The 18,253-nt window shown below is 62.0% G+C and carries 16 protein-coding genes; 8 read left to right on the forward strand and 8 right to left on the reverse strand.

Going from position 1 to position 18,253, the window contains the following annotated elements:
• Positions 1 to 113: 113 nt before the first annotated feature.
• Both RUGAMON1_RS15415 and glmS read right to left on the reverse strand, forming a co-directional pair.
• Positions 114 to 1,583 (reverse strand): aminotransferase-like domain-containing protein, encoded by a 1,470-nt coding sequence (locus RUGAMON1_RS15415; protein WP_445231329.1) that lies wholly within the window; start codon positions 1,581 to 1,583, stop codon positions 114 to 116.
• A gap of 121 nt (positions 1,584 to 1,704) precedes the next feature.
• Entirely contained in the window at positions 1,705 to 3,534 is a 1,830-nt protein-coding gene (glmS, locus tag RUGAMON1_RS15420) for a glutamine--fructose-6-phosphate transaminase (isomerizing) (RefSeq protein ID WP_445231330.1), read from the reverse strand.
• 139 nt (positions 3,535 to 3,673) lie between these two features.
• Here glmS and RUGAMON1_RS15425 point away from each other — a divergent pair, with 139 nt between their 5' ends.
• Positions 3,674 to 4,126, forward strand: a complete 453-nt coding sequence (locus tag RUGAMON1_RS15425) for an Lrp/AsnC family transcriptional regulator (protein ID WP_332852692.1) — start codon at positions 3,674 to 3,676, stop codon at positions 4,124 to 4,126.
• Between the two features lie 371 nt (positions 4,127 to 4,497).
• Here RUGAMON1_RS15425 and glmU read toward each other — a convergent pair whose 3' ends face one another.
• Positions 4,498 to 5,862: a bifunctional UDP-N-acetylglucosamine diphosphorylase/glucosamine-1-phosphate N-acetyltransferase GlmU gene (gene glmU, locus RUGAMON1_RS15430; protein WP_445231331.1), complete on the reverse strand. Its 1,365-nt coding sequence runs from the start codon at positions 5,860 to 5,862 to the stop codon at positions 4,498 to 4,500.
• A 40-nt stretch (positions 5,863 to 5,902) separates the two neighbouring features.
• Here glmU and RUGAMON1_RS15435 point away from each other — a divergent pair, with 40 nt between their 5' ends.
• From RUGAMON1_RS15435 to RUGAMON1_RS15455, 5 genes are all read left to right on the forward strand, one after another.
• Positions 5,903 to 6,784: a DUF6279 family lipoprotein gene (locus tag RUGAMON1_RS15435; protein ID WP_445231332.1), complete on the forward strand. Its 882-nt coding sequence runs from the start codon at positions 5,903 to 5,905 to the stop codon at positions 6,782 to 6,784.
• A gap of 53 nt (positions 6,785 to 6,837) precedes the next feature.
• The gene (rsmD, locus tag RUGAMON1_RS15440; RefSeq protein WP_445231333.1) at positions 6,838 to 7,494 is read left to right on the forward strand and encodes a 16S rRNA (guanine(966)-N(2))-methyltransferase RsmD; all 657 of its coding nucleotides are present in this window, start codon (positions 6,838 to 6,840) and stop codon (positions 7,492 to 7,494) included.
• Positions 7,495 to 7,602: 108 nt separating this feature from the next.
• The gene (gene coaD, locus RUGAMON1_RS15445; RefSeq protein ID WP_116991291.1) at positions 7,603 to 8,103 is read left to right on the forward strand and encodes a pantetheine-phosphate adenylyltransferase; all 501 of its coding nucleotides are present in this window, start codon (positions 7,603 to 7,605) and stop codon (positions 8,101 to 8,103) included.
• A gap of 12 nt (positions 8,104 to 8,115) precedes the next feature.
• Positions 8,116 to 8,373, forward strand: a complete 258-nt coding sequence (locus RUGAMON1_RS15450; RefSeq protein ID WP_116991290.1) for a YfhL family 4Fe-4S dicluster ferredoxin — start codon at positions 8,116 to 8,118, stop codon at positions 8,371 to 8,373.
• Between the two features lie 132 nt (positions 8,374 to 8,505).
• The gene (locus tag RUGAMON1_RS15455; RefSeq protein WP_445231334.1) at positions 8,506 to 9,099 is read left to right on the forward strand and encodes a chalcone isomerase family protein; all 594 of its coding nucleotides are present in this window, start codon (positions 8,506 to 8,508) and stop codon (positions 9,097 to 9,099) included.
• A 52-nt stretch (positions 9,100 to 9,151) separates the two neighbouring features.
• On the opposite strand, the gene RUGAMON1_RS15460 is transcribed toward RUGAMON1_RS15455, so the two are convergent.
• Positions 9,152 to 9,433, reverse strand: a complete 282-nt coding sequence (locus RUGAMON1_RS15460) for a hypothetical protein (protein WP_445231335.1) — start codon at positions 9,431 to 9,433, stop codon at positions 9,152 to 9,154.
• Positions 9,434 to 9,603: 170 nt separating this feature from the next.
• On the opposite strand from RUGAMON1_RS15460, the gene RUGAMON1_RS15465 reads away from it, so the two are divergent.
• Positions 9,604 to 10,572 (forward strand): LysR family transcriptional regulator, encoded by a 969-nt coding sequence (locus tag RUGAMON1_RS15465; protein ID WP_445231336.1) that lies wholly within the window; start codon positions 9,604 to 9,606, stop codon positions 10,570 to 10,572.
• On the opposite strand, the gene RUGAMON1_RS15470 is transcribed toward RUGAMON1_RS15465, so the two are convergent.
• Together RUGAMON1_RS15470 and RUGAMON1_RS15475 are read right to left on the reverse strand one after the other, a co-directional pair.
• Positions 10,573 to 12,138 carry a methyl-accepting chemotaxis protein gene (locus tag RUGAMON1_RS15470; RefSeq protein WP_445231337.1) on the reverse strand — a complete coding sequence of 522 codons (1,566 nt, stop codon included), beginning with the start codon at positions 12,136 to 12,138 and terminating at the stop codon, positions 10,573 to 10,575.
• Between the two features lie 56 nt (positions 12,139 to 12,194).
• Positions 12,195 to 12,650, reverse strand: a complete 456-nt coding sequence (locus RUGAMON1_RS15475; RefSeq protein WP_008443393.1) for an Lrp/AsnC ligand binding domain-containing protein — start codon at positions 12,648 to 12,650, stop codon at positions 12,195 to 12,197.
• Positions 12,651 to 12,862: 212 nt separating this feature from the next.
• On the opposite strand from RUGAMON1_RS15475, the gene putA reads away from it, so the two are divergent.
• A complete protein-coding gene (gene putA / locus RUGAMON1_RS15480; protein WP_445231338.1) occupies positions 12,863 to 16,516 on the forward strand; it encodes a trifunctional transcriptional regulator/proline dehydrogenase/L-glutamate gamma-semialdehyde dehydrogenase in 3,654 nt (1,217 codons plus the stop codon).
• 55 nt (positions 16,517 to 16,571) lie between these two features.
• Here putA and RUGAMON1_RS15485 read toward each other — a convergent pair whose 3' ends face one another.
• Positions 16,572 to 17,213, reverse strand: a complete 642-nt coding sequence (locus tag RUGAMON1_RS15485; protein WP_445231339.1) for a formylglycine-generating enzyme family protein — start codon at positions 17,211 to 17,213, stop codon at positions 16,572 to 16,574.
• Positions 17,214 to 17,215: 2 nt separating this feature from the next.
• The gene (locus RUGAMON1_RS15490) at positions 17,216 to 17,923 is read right to left on the reverse strand and encodes a 5'-methylthioadenosine/adenosylhomocysteine nucleosidase (protein WP_445231340.1); all 708 of its coding nucleotides are present in this window, start codon (positions 17,921 to 17,923) and stop codon (positions 17,216 to 17,218) included.
• Positions 17,924 to 18,253 lie beyond the last annotated feature (330 nt).

An 18,253-nucleotide genomic window follows, 5' to 3' on the forward strand; every position in this document is an offset into this window, starting at 1 on the left:
TCCGCGGCATCGCGGCAAGGGGTACGCTGATCTGTGATGAGCTTTTCCATGCAGACAGTTTGCCCGGCAAACTGCGCCGCCAGCGTGAGCAGTTGCTGGCCTGGATGACCGGATCAGATCGCTGGATGCAAGCCGGCATGGGCGCGCACCGCGTCGTCGACCAGCCGCGCCAGGGTGCGCGTGGCGCGCTCGAGCGACGCGTCCCAGCGGTGACCGCAGGTCAGCCGGATATGGCGCTGGAACTCGGCGCGCGCGGAAAACATGGGCCCGGGCGCTATGCTGATGCCTTGCGCCAGCGCGGCGCGGTACAGGGCCATGGCGTCTACCCCGATGGGCAATTCGACCCACAGGAAGTAGCCGCCGGTCGGGAGCACGACTTGCGTTCCGTCTGGAAAGTGCCGGGTAACGGCCTCGAACAGGCTGGCGCGCTGAGCCCGCAAGGACAGGCGCAGGCTACGCAGGTGGTGGTCGTAACCGCCTTCCTGCAGGTACTCGGCCAGCGCGGCCTGAACCGGAATCGATCCCGACAGGCTGGTCATCACCTTCAGCCGCTGGACTTCGTGCGTCCAGCGGCCCGGCACGGCCCAGCCGACCCGATAGCCCGGCGCCAGGCACTTCGAGAACGACGAGCAGTGCAGCACCAGACCGCGGCGGTCGAACGCCTTGGCGGGCAGCGGCGCCACCTTGCCGTCGTAGAGCTCTGAATAGACGTCGTCTTCGATCAGCGGCAGGTCGTGGCGCGCCAGCAGTTCGACCAGGTCGCGCTTTTTCGCGTCGGGCATCAGGCTGCCGAGCGGATTCTGGAAGGTCGTCATCAGCCAGCACGCCTTCGGGCGATACAGCTCGATGACCTGCGCCAGGCGGCCGAGATCGATGCCCTCGCGCACATGGGTCGGCACCTCGATGGCATGCAGGCCCATGTGCTGGAGGGCTTGCAGCGCAATATAAAAGGTCGGGGACTCGACCACCACCGCGTCGCCCGGTCGCGTCAGCGCGCCCAGGCAGAGGTTCAAGGCCTCCATCGCGCCGTTGGTCAGCACGACCTCGTCGGCGTCCACGGCCATGCCCTGGCGCAGGTAGCGCTTGGCGATCTCGCGCCTGAGCGACAGGTTGCCCGGCGGCAGGTCGTCGACCATGTTCCAGGGTTCAAGTCGGCGCGTGCTCGATATCAGCGCGCTCCGCAAGCGGTCGAGAGGGAAAAGGGCCGGGTTCAGGAAAGCGGAACCGAATGGCACGATGTCGCGCGCGCGCGCAGAGCCGAGGATCGTGCAGATCAAATCGTTGACCTCGACGGGCTGGATTCCAGGCTTGGGCTCGGAGGTTCGTGGCTCCGACAGCGGCACGCCGTTGGCGCGCGCGGCGACGAAGTAGCCCGACCGTGGCACCGCGCGGATCAGGCCGCGGGACTCGAGCAGGTAGTAGGCCTGGAACACCGTGCTGGGGCTCATGCGCCGGCTGGCACAAGTCTGGCGAACGGAGGGCAAGCGGTCCCCCGGGCGCAGAACCCCGGCAGCGATTTGCTGCTGGAGTTCCTGAGCCAGAGTTTCGAACCTCGAAGGGGCGGTGGGTAGGTGGGTAGGCATGGGGTCTGCACCACGCCTCAGTCGACTGCCGGCTGGATAGAGGAGCACCGCTCCAGTCTACGGCATTCTTGTCGAAATGCAAGCTAGTCTGGCGTTGCCGGCCAGACTAGCGGTTTGCGAATTACTCGACCGTGACGGACTTCGCCAGATTGCGCGGTTTATCCACATCGGTGCCGCGTGCCAGCGCCGAGTGGTAGGCCAGCAGCTGCAACGACACCACGTGCAGGATCGGCGACAGCAGGCCGTAGTGTTCCGGCAGACGGATCACGTGCACGCCTTCGCCCGAGGTGATGCGCGAGTCGACGTCGGCAAACACGTACAGCTGGCCGCCGCGCGCGCGCACTTCCTGCATGTTGGACTTCAGCTTCTCGATCAGCGCATCGTTCGGGGCGATGGTGACGACCGGCATTTCTTCCGTCACCAGCGCCAGCGGGCCGTGCTTCAGTTCGCCCGCTGGATACGCTTCAGCGTGGATGTAGGAAATCTCCTTCAGCTTCAGCGCGCCTTCCAGCGCGATCGGGTAGTGCATGCCGCGGCCGAGGAACAGCGCGTTTTCCTTGCGGGCGAAATCTTCCGACCAGGCGATGATCTGCGGCTCCAGTGCCAGCACGGCGGAAATCGCTACCGGCAGGTGGCGCATCGCTTTCAGGTGCTGCTCTTCTTCCTCTTCGGTCAGGCGGCCGTTGACTTGCGCCAGCGCCAGGGTCAGCAGGAACAGCGCGGCCAGCTGCGTGGTGAAGGCCTTGGTCGAGGCCACGCCCACTTCGACGCCGGCGCGGGTGATGTAGGCCAGTTTGCATTCGCGCACCATGGCGCTGGTGGAAACGTTGCAGATCGTCAGCGTGTGTTCCATGCCCAGGCTGCGCGCGTGCTTCAGCGCGGCCAGGGTGTCGGCGGTTTCGCCGCTTTGCGAAATCGTCACCACCAGCGTGTTCGGGTGCGGCACGCTGTCGCGGTAGCGGTATTCGCTGGCGATCTCGACGTTGACCGGAATCTTGGCCACCGATTCGATCCAGTACTTGGCGGTCAGGCCGGAGTAGTAGCTGGTGCCGCAGGCCAGGATCAGCACGCGGTCGATCTGCTTGAAGACGGCGTAGGCGCCGTCGCCGAACAGTTCCGGCATGATGCCGGTGACGCCTTCGAGCGTGTCGCCGATGACGCGCGGCTGTTCGAAGATTTCCTTCTGCATGTAGTGGCGGTATGGGCCCAGCTCGGCCGCGCCGGTGTGCGCCTGCACGGTCTTGACTTCGCGCGTGACCGGCTTGCCGTCGACGTCGACGATCCAGGTGCGGGCCAGCTGCAGGTCGACCACGTCGCCTTCTTCCAGGTAGATGATCTGGTCGGTGGTGCCGGCCAGCGCCATCGCGTCCGAGGCGACGAAGTTCTCGCCCTGGCCCAGGCCGACGATCAGCGGCGAGCCCTGGCGCGCGGCGACCACGCGGTGCGGCTCTTCGCGGGCGAACACGGCGATCGCATACGCGCCGGTCAGGCGCTTGACGGCTTGCTGGACGGTGTCGAACAGGTCGCCGTTGTACATATGGTCGACCAGGTGGGCGATCACTTCGGTGTCGGTCTGGCTCTGGAAGACGTAGCCAAGCGCGGTCAGTTCGGCGCGCAGTTCGTCATGGTTTTCAATGATGCCGTTGTGGACCAGCGCGATGCGCGCCTGTTCGGTGGTCGGCGAGAAGTGCGGGTGGGCGTTGTGCGAGGCCGGTGCGCCGTGCGTGGCCCAGCGGGTGTGGGCGATGCCGGTGAAACCTTGCATGCCGACTTCGGCGATCTGCTTTTCCAGGTCGGCCACGCGCGAGGTGCTGCGCGAACGTTGCAACTGGCCATCCACGTGCAGGGCGACGCCACAGGAGTCGTAACCACGGTATTCCAGGCGCTTCAGGCCTTCGATCAGGATGGGAGTGATGTTGCGTTGCGCTACCGCGCCGACGATGCCGCACATAGAAAACCTCGCTAAAAATAAGTGTAGCCATGCTAGAGCAGTACTTATGAAATATGCTTTCTAAATCCTGTATATTTTGGAATATTCTTTCATCACGCTGAAGGCGTGAAATATTATTTCATTTTTGAGGAATATTTTTATGGATGAGATAGATCGTCGCATTTTGAATGCGCTGCAAGTTGATTCATCGCAAACAAATAGCGAGCTGGCGCTGGCAGTCCATGTTTCCGCGCCGACTTGTTTGCGTCGGGTCAAGCATCTGACCGAGAGCGGAGTGATCCAGCGCCAGGTCGCCATCGTGGCGCCGGAGAAGGTCGGGCCCAGCCTGACGGCGATCGTGGAAATCTCGCTGGATGTCCAGGCCGCCGAGCGCATGGCCGAGTTCGAGGCCCACGTGGCGGCCGACGACGCCGTGTTGCAATGCTACCGGGTAGCGCCGGGGCCGGACTTCGTGCTGATCGTCCAGGTGGCCGACATGCCGGCGTACCACGCGCTGGCGCATCGCCTGTTCGCCACGCAGACCAATGTGCGCAATGTCAAAGCCTACTTTTCCACCTTCCGCAGCAAATTCGAGACGCGGATCGCGGTTTAGCCACTTATCCCTGCCTTGTTCAGGTGCTTTTGCACAGGCTTATCCACATCGGCTAAAACCCGGGAAATGTTTTCCCGGGTTTTCCATGGCTTTTCCAAGGGCTTTGCACTGGCTTATACCCAAGCTTATCCACAGTAAAAAGTTATCCTGATTTACTCACATGATTTCCCACAGGCTTATCCACAGCCCGGCCGGAATCGCGGCTGTATGCCGTGGCAAGGGGTCACTTTTTAGATGCAAGGGGAGTTGTCCAACACTTTTCCCAGGCTTATACGCCGCTTCTTCAGGGCTTATGCGCAGGCTTCTCCACATTGTTATCCACAAATGAAAAAACCGGGACTGGCCCGGTTTTGGTGTGGAGTGCGATGCCGTTACTTCGGCTTTTTGACCGGGCGGCTCCAGCCATCCAGGGTGATCTGGCGCGCGCGGGAAATCGTCAGCTTGCCGGCCGGCGCATCCTTGGTCAGCGTGGTGCCTGCACCCAACGTGGCGCCCTTGCCGACGGTCACCGGAGCAACCAGCTGGCTGTCGCTGCCGATAAAGGCATCGTCTTCGATCACGGTGCGGAACTTGTTGACGCCATCGTAGTTGCAAGTGATGGTGCCGGCGCCGATATTGACGCGCGAGCCGATCGTCGCATCGCCGATGTAGGCCAGGTGGTTGGCCTTGCTGTGCGCGGCGACCTGGCCGTTCTTGATTTCGACGAAGTTACCCACATGCACATCCTCCGCCAGCACGGTGCCGGGACGCAGGCGCGCATACGGGCCGATGATGGACACTTCACCCACCACCGCCTCTTCGATATGGCAGAACGGCTTGATGTGGGCGCCGGCCAGGATGCGGGAGTTGATGATCACGCTGTGCGGTCCGACGCGCACGCCGTCAGCCAGCTCGACCTTGCCTTCGAACACACAGCCGACGTCGATGGTGACGTCGCGACCGCAGATCAGCTCGCCGCGCACGTCGATGCGGGCAGGGTCCATCAGCGTCACGCCCTGTTCCAGCAATTTCAAGGCGATATTGGCCTGGTGGATGCGTTCCAGCTCGGCCAGCTGCACCTTGCTGTTCACGCCGGCCACTTCCCACTGCGCCGATGGCTGGGCCGAAACGACAGGCACGCCGTCCGCCACCGCCATGGCGACGATGTCGGTCAGGTAATACTCGCCCTGGGCGTTGTTGTTCTTCAGCGCGCCCAGCCATTGCTTCAGGCGCGCGGTGGGTACCACCAGAATGCCGCTGTTGATCTCTTTAATGGCACGTTCTGCTTCGTTCGCGTCTTTTTGCTCGACGATGCGCACAATTTCACCATTTTCACGGACGATGCGGCCGAGCCCGGTCGGATCGTCCTGCACCACGGTCAGGATGCCCAGCTTGTCGTTGCCGGCCACGTCCACCAGCGCTTGCAGCGAGGCGGAAGTGGTCAGCGGCACGTCGCCGTACAGGATCAGGGTGGCGGCGCTGTCGTCCAGTTCAGGCAGGGCCTGCATGACGGCGTGGCCGGTGCCCAGCTGCGGTTCCTGCAGTGCGGTGGCGACCTTTTCCGGCTGCGCGGCCAGCATCTCCAGCACCGCAGCGCCCCCATGTCCGTAAATCACGCATAATTGGCTGGCAGACAGGCTGCGCGCCGTATCCAGCACATGCGACAACAGCGGCTTGCCCGCCAGCGGATGCAACACTTTCGGCAACGCGGATTGCATGCGTTTGCCCATGCCGGCTGCGAGGATAACTACGTTCATAGGTGCCAAATCAGAGAGTTAATTAAAGCGAAAGTTTAACATGCCAGATATCCACAACCGCGCACTGCGCCGCCTTTTCCTGATCGTCCTGATGGCGGTCCTGGCCGGATGCAGTTCGCTGCGCCTGGCCTACAACCACGGCGATACGTTGCTGTACTGGTGGCTGGACGCCTACGTCGACTTCAACGCCGATCAAAAGGGCTGGGTCAAGAAGGATATAGACGATCTGTTCCACTGGCATCGCAAGACCCAGTTGCGCGACTACGTGCAAGTCCTGCAAACGGGACAGCGCCAGCTGGCCGGCAACCCGACGGCGGCCGACCTGATGAACGACTACGACGATATCAAGAGCCGCACGCAGCTGTTGCTGTTCAAGGCGCTGCCGGAACTGGCGGACCTGGTGCGCTCGCTGCAACCCGAGCAGATCGCCGCGCTGGATAAGAAATTCACCTCCAACAACGCCGAGTTCCGCAAGAAGAACATGAAGGGGGACAAGGAAGCGCAGCAAAAGTTCCGCTACAAAAAATCGATGGAGCAGTTCGAGCTCTGGTTCGGCAGTTTCAGCGCCGAGCAGGAAGCGCAGATCCGCAAGGCTTCCGACGCCCGTCCGCTGGACAACGAAATCTGGCTGGACGAACGCATGCGCCGCCAGAAAAACATCCTGACGCTGGTGCAGAAGGTCCAGCGCGAAAAGCTGGGCAAGGACGCCACGATGGCGCTGATCCACACCTTGATCAAGGACAGCTTCGAGCGCCTCGAACGTTCCGAGCGCAAACAGTTCTTCGACACCTACAATGAGTCCACCGTGCAGCTGGTCTTGACCGTCGTCAAGATCGCCACGCCGGCCCAGAAAGCCCACGCGCAGAAGCGCATGCAAGGCTGGATCGACGACTTCAACAGCTTGGCGGCGGAACCCCGCTAAGGCCCATATGGTATAGTGGCCCCTGTTGAATCAATGACTTAGACCACAGCCACATGCCAAAAAAGCCCGCCAACAAGCCCGCGAAACCACCCAAAGTACCGGTCCACGGTCCCCAGCACAGCAACCAGGTGCGCATCATCGGCGGCGCCTGGAAGCGCACGCCGCTGCCGGTGTTGAGCGCCTCCGGCCTGCGTCCGACGCCGGATCGGGTGCGCGAAACCGTGTTTAACTGGATCAATCACCAGCGCGACGGCTATTGGGCCGATGCGCAGGTGCTGGACTTGTTCGCCGGCAGCGGCGCGCTGGGTTTCGAAGCGGCCAGCCGCGGCGCGCAATCGGTGACGATGATCGACACCGTGGTGCCGGTGGTGCGCCAGCTGGAAGAGATCAAGGCCAAGCTGAAAGCCGAGAACGTACAGATCATGCGCGCCGACGCGCTGGCCGTGGCCCAGTCGGCCGCCGCGCGCGGTCAGAAATACGACCTGATCTTCCTCGATCCGCCGTACCAGCAGGAGTTCCTCGAACGCTGCCTGCCGCTGTGCACGCGCATCTTGAAAGAGGGCGGCCTGGTCTATGCCGAATCCGGCATGGCGCTGGAGTTCGACGAGGGCGCCGCGCCGGAGTGGATGGCGCCGTGGGAAGTGCTGCGGGCCGACAAGGCCGGGATGGTGTTCTATCATTTGTTAAAGCACAGGCAAACGGCAGCCTGAACGGTCCGCATTTGCCGCTAAAAGGGCTGCAAGCAGCCCCAAATTAAGGCAAACAGGGATTTTCAGGCATAATGCGCGTTCTATATTGGTGCACTGCAAGGAGCCGCGATGGTAGTAGCCGTTTATCCAGGAACTTTTGATCCGTTGACCCGTGGTCACGAAGATCTGGTGCGTCGCGCATCCGGTCTGTTCGACACGCTGGTGGTGGGTGTTGCCGACAGCAAGAACAAGAAACCGTTCTTCTCGCTGGAAGAGCGCCTGACCATCGCCAACGAAGTCCTGGGCCACTATCCCAACGTCAAGGTCCAGAGTTTCTCCGGCCTGCTGAAGGATTTCGTGCGCGAGCATGACGCCCGCGTCATCGTGCGCGGCCTGCGCGCCGTGTCCGACTTCGAATACGAGTTCCAGATGGCGGGCATGAACCGCTACCTGCTGCCGGATGTCGAAACCCTGTTCCTGACCCCGTCCGACCAATACCAGTTCATCTCCGGCACCATCGTGCGCGAGATCGCGGTGCTGGGTGGCGACGTATCGAAGTTTGTCTTCCCATCGGTCGACCGCTGGCTGCAAAAGAAAATTGCCGCCAACAACGCCGCCGAGCAGCAATAAGCGAGTTCCATCATGGCCTTGATGATCACCGACGACTGTATCAATTGCGACGTTTGCGAGCCGGAGTGCCCGAACGACGCGATCTACATGGGCGCCGAAATTTACGAAATCAATCCGGACAAGTGCACCGAATGCGTCGGCCATTTCAATGAGCCGCAATGCCAGCAGGTGTGCCCGGTCAGCTGCATCCCCTTCAATCCCGCCTGGCGCGAGACCGAAGAGCAATTGCGCGACAAATTCGACCGTTTGCAAGCCGCCAGCAAGGCCTGACGAGCCGGAAAAAGCATGACCGTGCGGCCAATTTGCGCCGCCACGCGTTTTTGCGCGACTCCCAATGGTATATTCCAGCAACGCCTACATCGCGGGCGAGATGCGGGCATCTATCATCCTCGGAGACAACTCATGAATCGCAGAAATATCATCAAGAGCCTGATGGCGGCCGCCTTCCTGGCCGGCAGCTTCAGCCTGCCTGCCTTTGCCGCCGTGGAAGTGGCCGGCGTTAAATTCGACGACACCATCAGCGTTGCCGGCAAAGAACTGAAGCTGAACGGCGCCGGCCTGCGCACCAAGGTATTCTTCAAGGTCTATGCCGCCGGCCTGTACCTCACCGAAAAGAAAGCCTCCGTGCCGGACGTGCTGGCCACCCAGGGCCCGCGCCGCGTGTCGATCACGATGCTGCGCGAAGTGAGCTCGGAAGACTTCGGCAAGGCCTTCCTGGAAGGCCTGAACAACAATACCGACAAGAACGAACGCAGCAAGATAGCGCCGCAGACGATGAAGTTCGGCGAAGTGTTCGCGCAGATCCAGGCGCTGAAAAAGGGCGACCAGATGCTGCTGGACTGGACCCCGGGCGAGGGCACGCAGTGCTATCTGAACGGTAAGAAAATCGGGGAATTGATGCCGGACATGGCGTTCTACAACGCCGTGCTGCGTATCTGGCTGGGCGACCATCCGGTCGACAGCTCGCTGAAACCTGCCCTGCTGGGCGAGAAGTAATGCTGCGGCGCGGTACCGGCGGGCTGATTCCCTCGGTACCGCTGCGTATTATTTAGGCACGTGCGGCCATGGCGCGCAGTTCCGCCGCATGGCTGGGATCGCGTTCCATCGCATTGAGCATGCGCTTGAGCATCATTGCGTCGCGCATCTGGCGACGCTGCAACTGCTCTTCCTTGCTGCGTTTCGGCTTGATGACCAGCATGGCGGCACGCGCCAGGCCGCGCAGCAGCGGTTTGAACAGAACGATCAGCGCGCATACGGCGCCGCTGACCAGCGCCAGCTCACCGGCGGCGACCAAGGAAAAATTTTGTACGAATGAGATGATGGTAGACATGTTGTAGCACTGCATTTAGAATCAAGTGTAACTATAGTGCAGCGCAACATAAGTATCCAATTTACTTCCCCGATAACAATTATTCGTTTGGTGAATGGGATGCTTGCCATTGACGTGAAATCCATATTTCTCGATACTGTACCGACCCCAACCCCACATCCCGAGCCGACATGAGCTTTTTGACGCTGGACTTGAATTTGTTACGCGTCTTCGACGCCGTGATGACAGAGCAGAACCTGACACGCGCCGCCGGCCATTTGGCCATGACCCAACCCGCCGTTTCCAACGCCATCAAGCGCCTGCGCGAGAGCCTGGGCGACGAATTGCTGATCCGCACCGCCTACGGCGTCAAGCCGACCCCGCGCGCCGAGGTGCTGTGGCCGTCGGTGCGCAGCGCGCTGGCCAGCCTGGAAGCGGCCGTGGCGCCGGAGACCTTCGACGTCTCCGCCGCCCACGCCACCTTCCGCATGGCGATGGCCGACGCCACCGCCGCCTTCTGGCTGCCGTCGCTGATGCGCTCGATCGAGAGCGAAGCGCCGGGCGTCAACGTGCGCATGGTGCCGCTGACCACGCGCGAGCCGCGGCCGATGCTGCTACGCGGCGATATCGACCTGGCGGTGGGCTTCTTCCCCGGCGTGGCGGCGCAGCTGTCGTACGAGACCGGCTCGCCGATCCGCCACGAGCGGCTGTATTCGGGACATTATGTGTGCGTGATGCGGCGCGACCATCCGCTGTCCAAGGTCGACCTGACCTTGGACAACTATTGCAAGGCCAACCACCTGCTGGTGAGCTTCTCCGGCCGCGCGCACGGCCTGGTGGACGAGGCGCTGGCGCAGATCCAGCGCGAGCGCCGCATCTTGCTGACGGTGAACCAGTTCTTCACCGCCGGCCGCGTGGTGGCCAATTCGGACCTGATCACCGTGCTGCCGCGCCACCTGATCGCCTCGACCGGCATGACCGACGCGCTGATTTCCAAGGAATTGCCGTTCACCTTGCCGGCCGTGCACCTGGACATGCTGTGGCACGAGCGCGATGCCCGCAGCCCGGCCCACAAGTGGCTGCGCATGCATCTGGAAGGCATGAACACCGTGGCCCAGCGCACCGCGCCGGGCACGGCGCCCAAGAACGATACGTACTGATTACTCGTGGCTGGAGCGGTAGCCGATGCGGAAACCGCCCCAGTGCTTGCCGTTCACATAAATCGGCGCCGACAGGTCGTGCATCACTTCGCCGGTATCGCGCTTGTAGGTTTGCAGCAGGAAAGGCTTGGTGTTCGCGCCGCAGCGCTTGCCGGTGCGGTCGCTGAAGATGCGCTTGGTGCGGTTGTTGACGATATCGACGTCGTAGTTGCCCGTCAGCGGCTGCGAAAACTTCTTGTTGTGGGTGGGGAAATAGCCGTTGTTATCCACAGCGCCGGCATAAGCCAGCTGCGGCATGGCCGCCAGCAAACCCTCCTGCAAATGCGGCAGCGCCCGGTCGGTGAAATCGTCGAAGCGGGTCTTGTGCTTGGGCGGGTCGGTGTTCGGGATCGGCGTGTAACTGCGGTCGAACAGCGCATCGCGCGTGATCTTGCCGGAAGCGATGGCCGCCTCGAATATCCGTCCCACCTGTTCGGCCGCCTGCTGCGCGGCGACGCGGATCGCGTCGTGCGAGGTTGCTATCGACGATTCCCCCAGCGCGCCGGTGATGACTTCGGCCCGCTCCGCCAGCGCCATCGCCGAACTGGCGGCGCGCGGCAATTCCTTCTCTGTGGATAACAGGCTGTCGCGGATGCTGGCGATGGCCGCGGCGATTTCTTCAGTCGTGGCGACGTGCTCGCGCGACGCCCGCGCGATCTCGCCTATCTCTTCCTCCGACACGCCGGACGAACGCTCGATATTGCCCAGCAAACCATGCACCGTTTCCACGTTGCCGGCCGCGTCGCTGACTTTCAGCGCCAGCGAATTCATGCCGGTGGCAGCCTGTTCGGCCTGCTGATTAATCTCGCGCACCATGGTGCTGATCTCGTCGGTGGCTTCCTTGGTGCGCAGCGCCAGCTGGCGCACCTCGCTGGCGACCACGGCAAAGCCGCGCCCCTGTTCGCCGGCGCGCGCAGCCTCGATGGCGGCATTCAGCGCCAGCAGGTTGGTGCGGGCCGAGATTTCGCTGATGGCCTCGGTAAAACTGTAGATTTTGCGGGAATTCGTTTGCAGGCTGGCCATGACGGCCGCCGCGGTCTGCGCATCCTGACGCGCCGTGTTGATGCGCTGCAGGCCGTGATCGGCCTCGGTGCGGCCGGCAACCGTCTCGCCGCGCACCTGGGCGGCGATCTTGGCGGCGCGCTCGGCATTGGCGGCAATGGCTGCGGTGGCCTGCGCGTTGTGCGCCGCGCTGCGGACGATCACCCCGGCCGTGCCCACGTCCAGTTCGATTTTCTTTTTGACGGAATCGACGAAATAGGACGTTTCCGCCGCGCCGATCATGATGGCGTCGATTTCGTCGCCGACCACCTGGGCGAAGCGGCGCACGCCGCCCTCGTCCTTGTTCAGGCCCGCTGCCCACCAGGCCACCAAAGCCCCGGTCAGCGCCGCCGGCGCCGCCGTATAGACCAGCGCGGCGCCGTCGCCGGCCGCCAGATTGAACAAATATGCAAGGCAGGTACCGCCAGCCGTCGCGCCCAAAATCCACAATCCACGTTGCACCAGCTTGTGCTGCAAAAGCTTCATCTGTCCCCCGTTTTACCAGGCGCCTTGGGCGTCTCGACTAATTTATTTCCCTGATGCTATTTTATGGGCAACTTGGTGGTATTCTTCACCTCTTCCATGACGGCGTAGGTATGCGTTTCGCGTACGCCCTTCTGGAGCAGGGTTTTACCCAGGAATTCGCGGTAGGCCGCCATGTCCTTGACGCGGGCTTTGACCAGATAGTCGAAGCCGCCGGCAACCATGTGGCACTCCAGCACTTCCGGTATCACCTGCACGCTGTGTTTGAAGGCGTCGAACACTTCGGGTGTCGTGCGATCGAGCACCACTTCGATGAAGACGAGCAGGGACACATCCAGCAACTGCGGATTCAGTTGTGCCGTGTAGCCCATGATGTAGCCGGATTCGTGCAACTTGCGCACGCGTTCCAGGCAAGCGGCTGGTGACAGGTTCACCCGCGCCGCCAGCTCCACATTGCTGATGCGGCCATCGCTCTGCAATTCCATCAAGATTTTTTTGCTGATCTTGTCTAACATTTCCGGGAACTCCCAAATAAATATTATTTGGTTAAATTGTCGCACTAAAAACAATCTATTGCTAGCCCCCTGCAATACCAGAATTAATCCAGAAGAAATCCCACTACAATCGAATCATCAGCAGTTGACTCAGATTCACGCTCTCCAGCACTCGCAGGCAGAGCGTTTTTTTGTAATCGGCCGCGCCAAAATTTTCCTTCTGAGAGTATTCAATGCAAGCAGCAGCAGCCACCGGTTTTACCCCTTTCGCCGCCATGCAGGCCGAAATCCTGCGCGACCCGATTCCCCTGCGCGCAGCAGTGACGGCGGCCTATCGCCGCGATGAAGTCAGCGCCGTTCAGTGGCTGCTGGAACAAATCAAAAACAACGACGCCGGCACCCTGCAACAGGCCCAGCAACTGGCGCATAAACTGGTCAGCTCGGTGCGCGAACAGCGCACCCGCGCCTCCGGCGTCGATGCCCTGATGCACGAGTTTTCGCTGTCGTCCGAAGAGGGCGTGGCACTGATGTGTCTGGCCGAAGCACTGTTGCGTATTCCCGACAACGCCACCGCCGACCGCCTGATCGCCGACAAAATCAGCAAAGGCGACTGGCGCAAGCACCTGGGCGAATCGCCTTCGCTGTTCGTCAACGCCGCCACCTGGGGTCTGCTGATCACCGGCAAGCTGGTCTCCACCAGCAGCGAAACCGGCCTGGGCTCGGCGCTGACCAAGCTCATTTCCAAGGGCGGCGAACCGCTGATCCGCAAAGGCGTCGACCTGGCGATGCGCATGCTGGGCAACCAGTTCGTCACCGGCCAGACCATAGCCGAGGCGATCAAGAACGGCCAGTCCAACGAGGCGCGCGGCTATCGTTATTCGTACGACATGCTGGGCGAAGCGGCGCTGACCGAGGCCGACGCCAAGAATTACTACGCTTCCTACGAAACCGCGATCCATGCGATCGGCAAGGCTTCGAACGGCCGCGGCATCAAGAACGGCCCCGGCATTTCGGTCAAACTGTCGGCGCTGCACCCGCGCTACAGCCGCGCCCAGCGCAGCCGCGTGATGGAACAACTGCTGCCGCGCGTGCGTGAACTGATGCTGCTGGCCAAGCACTACGACATCGGCCTGAACATCGATGCGGAAGAGGCCGATCGCCTGGAACTGTCGCTGGACCTGGTCGAAGCGCTGGCCTACGATCCTGAACTGGCCGGTTTCGACGGCATCGGCATCGTCGTGCAGGCTTACCAGAAGCGCTGCCCCTTCGTCATCGACTACCTGATCGACCTGGCCAAGCGCAGCGGCCGCAAGTTCATGGTGCGCCTGGTCAAGGGCGCGTATTGGGACGCCGAAATCAAGCGCGCCCAAGTCGACGGCATGAGCGGCTATCCGGTCTACACCCGCAAGGTCTACACCGACGTGTCCTATCTGGTGTGCGCGCAAAAGCTGCTGGGCTCGACCGGCGTGATCTATCCGCAGTTCGCCACCCACAACGCGCAAACCCTGTCGACGATCTACACCTGGGCCAAGCGCGACGGCGTGACCGACTATGAATTCCAGTGCCTGCACGGCATGGGCGAATCGCTGTACGACCAGGTGGTCGGCAAAGACAACCTGGACAAGCCGTGCCGCATCTACGCCCCGGTCGGCACCCACGAAACGCTGCTGGCCTACCTGGTGCGCCGCCTGCTGGAAAACGGCGCCAACTCGTCCTTCGTCAACCAGATCGTCGACGAAGCGATCCCGGTCGAATCGCTGGTCAAGGACCCGGTCGCCCAGGCGCGCGAACAGGGCGGCCTGCCGCACACCGGCATCGCCCTGCCGCAGGACATGTTCGGCGACCGCAAGAACTCGGCCGGTTTCGACCTGGCCAACGAAGACGTGCTGCGTAAAATTTCAGCAGAACTGGCCATACCGCGCAGCTGGCGCGCCGCGCCTTTGCTGGCGGGCGGCCTGAGCGCCGGCCAGCCGACGCAGGACGTGACCAACCCGGCGCAACGCAGCGACATCGTCGGCCAACTGGTGGAAGCGAGCGCCGCCGACGTCGAAACCGCGCTGACCAGCGCCAGCACTTTCGCCATGGATTGGCAGACCACCGAACCGTCGCTGCGCGCCGACGCCCTGAATCGCGCCGCCGACCTGTTCGAAACCAACGCCATGGAACTGATGACCCTGGCGATCCGCGAAGCCGGCAAATCGCTGCCGAACGCCATCGCCGAACTGCGCGAAGCGGTCGATTTCCTGCGCTACTACGCCGGCGAAGTGCACGGCTCGACCAACACCCTGGCGCTGGGTCCGGTGACCTGCATCAGCCCATGGAACTTCCCGCTGGCGATCTTCACCGGTCAGGTGGCCGCCTCGCTCGCTGCCGGCAACGTGGTGCTGGCCAAGCCGGCCGAGCAGACCCCGCTGATCGCCCACCGCGCCGTCGAGCTGCTGCACGAAGCGGGCATCCCGCGCGCCGCGCTGCAATTCTTGCCTGGCCGCGGCGAAGTGGTCGGCGCCGCGCTGACCGCCGATGCCCGCGTCAAGGGCGTGATTTTCACCGGCTCGACCGAAGTGGCGCAGCTGATCAACCGTACCCTGGCCAAGCGCGCCGTCGCAGAAAACGCCGACATCCCGCTGATCGCCGAAACCGGCGGCCAGAACGCCATGATCGTCGATTCGTCGGCGCTGCCAGAGCAAGTGGTGCAGGATGCGATTTCGTCGGCCTTCGACAGCGCCGGCCAGCGTTGCTCGGCGCTGCGCGTACTGTTCCTGCAAGAAGATATCGCCGACAAGACCATCAAAATGCTCAAGGGCGCGATGCTGGAGCTGAAAGTCGGCTGCCCGGACCGCCTGGTGACTGACATCGGCCCGGTGATCGACGCCGAAGCCCAGCAAAACCTGCTGGCCCACATCAACAAGCTGAAAGCGACCGCGCTGAACTACTTCTCGCTGGACCTGCCTGCCAGCGTGACGGCGGCCGGCACCTTCGTGCCGCCGACCGTGCTGGAGATCCGTTCGCTGTCCGAACTGACGCAGGAAGTGTTCGGCCCGGTCCTGCACGTGATCCGCTACAAGCGCGCCGATCTGCCGAAGCTGATCGAGCAGATCAACGAAAGCGGCTACGGCCTGACGCTGGGCGTGCACTCGCGCATCGATGAAACCATCGACTACATCACCTCGCGCGCGCACGTCGGCAATATTTACGTCAACCGCAACATCGTCGGCGCGGTGGTCGGCGTGCAGCCGTTCGGCGGCGAAGGCAAATCCGGCACCGGCCCGAAAGCCGGCGGTCCGCTGTACCTGAAGCGTCTGCAACGCGGCGCCATCACCAGCGTCCAGCACGAGAGCCAGTCGACGCCGGGTCTGGATGCGCTGGCCGTCTGGTCGAAAATGCACGGTCACGAACGCGCCGCCACCCTGGCTGAGCAGTACAGCCGCACCACGATGCTGGGCAGCGTCACCGTGTTGCCCGGCCCTACAGGCGAACGCAATACGCTGGCGCTGGTCGCACGCGGTTCCGTGGTGTGCGTGGCCGGTACGCAAGCTGGCCTGCTGAACCAGATCGCGGCGACGCTGGCGACCGGCAATATCGCGCTGTTGACGGCGGAATCGTCCAAATTGCTGCCTGCGGACCTGCCGGCGGCGGTCAAGGACCGCATCCAGGTGGTTGGCACGCTGGAAAGCTTCACTGGCGATTTCCAGATCGCATTGGTGGAGACCATGCTGGTCGGCGGCCTGCGCAGCTCGCTGGCGGCCCGTAGCGGGGCGCTGGTGGGCTTGATCGACACCAACGAGGATGGCGCCATCCCCCTGTGGCGTTTGCTCGCTGAGCGCGCTCTGTGCGTGAATACGACGGCAGCTGGCGGCAACGCCAGCCTGATGACGCTGGACGCATAACTGTAACGATCACCTGTTGTTGTTTTGGGGGCCGGGATAAAACCCGGCCCTTTTTTTACGCCTGCGATCTGGCGACCCGGAATCCGAGATCGTCAATGGCATATGTGGGATGGCTGCGGCGGCGGTTGGTCGCCAGGCAGCCGCGTTCGGCATCCGACCAGCCGCCACCCCGGAACACCCGATACAAACCGTAGACCTCGGGGTCGTACTGGTCTTCGCACCACTCCCAGACGTTGCCCAGCATATCGTGCAGCCCCCACAGATTGGGCTGCTTCTGGCCGACCACGCGGGAACGGCCGCCGGAATTCTCCCGGTACCAGGCGATGTCGTCGAGATTGCCATAGCGCGGGCCATTGGTGCCGGCGCGGCATGCGTATTCCCATTCCGCCTCGGTAGGCAGGCGATAGCCGTCGCTGCCGGGGATGCGGGTGGCGCTGTCCTCATGAAGTTCATAGCAGGCGCGCAATCCTGCGCTAGCCGACAAGCTATTGCAGAATCGGACGGCATCGATCCAGGAGACGTTTTCCACCGGGCTGTGCGGGGAATCGTGGGATGCCGGCCGCACGCCGCTGACTGCGGCATATTCGGCCTGCGTGACCGGATAGCGGCCGATCGCAAACGATGGAAGTTCGACTACCCATGCGCGACCGGTCCGGTCATCCCTCATGGCGATGGTCCCAGCGGGAATAATCACCATTTCTACGCACTTTTCACTGGTTGAGCGGCCTTGCAGAAGTTTTCAATCACCTCAAAAGCGTAACGCGAAGCCACGGTTTTGATGAAATGCATGAAATCGACGGCCGCATCGTCGTTGGCGTTGTCCGAGATCGTGCGGATGATGGCAAACGGGATGCCCAGCTCGAAACACACTTGCGCGACCGCTGCGCCTTCCATCTCCACTGCCAATAAATCGGGCAAAGCGGCTTTCAAGGCCTGAATCTGCGTCAGTTTGCCTATGAATTGATCACCACTGGCGATCAATCCCCGGTGTACCCGCGTGGTTTGTGCGGCGGCGATAGCCAATCGCTGGGTCAGGGCCGTGTCGGTCGCGAAGCGCGACAAGCCTGTCAGCGGGATCTCAAACTGTGGAAAAAGCGGGCTGGCATCGAAATCATGCTGAACCAGCTCTTCGGCGACGACGATATCACCGACTTGTACATTTTTATCCCCGCTTCCAGCGACGCCGGTGAAGACGATGTGGGTAACTCCGAACTTTTCCACAAGGATGGAGGCTGTCATCGCTGCTGCAACCTTGCCTATACGCGACAGAACGCACACAGCGTCGATTTCCCAGAGTTTCCCGCCCGTGTACTCCCGCATGCCGTGGACGAGCTTGTAGGGGCTCTCAAGGGCTTCTATCAGCCCGTGCTGTTCTTCAGCCAAAGCGCTGATGATGCCTAAACGCATAGTTTTCCTTGGTTTGTAGAGGTGGAGGCTGTGGATTTCGAGCTGCTTTTCCACAGCAGTTTACAAAAAACGATCGATTTTAAGGCGTTTTTTGTGGTCTGGAGTGTTTTTAAAGCACGACCAGGCCTTCAGATTTCGCGTTTTACGGGTTTAGTAGTTTACAAAAGATTTATATAAAAATAGTAGTAATAGTAAACGACCAAAAGCCTGTGGATAAGTCATGTATACGTTTACAAATCATTCGTTTACGAGAAAGATAAGCGCTTGCATAAACGCTGTACCAGTTCAGGAGCAATTCTGTATAAAATGGCGGCCTTTGGACAACTTGGT

This window comes from Duganella rhizosphaerae (assembly GCF_040364205.1).
Lineage (GTDB): Bacteria > Pseudomonadota > Gammaproteobacteria > Burkholderiales > Burkholderiaceae_D > Rugamonas > Rugamonas rhizosphaerae.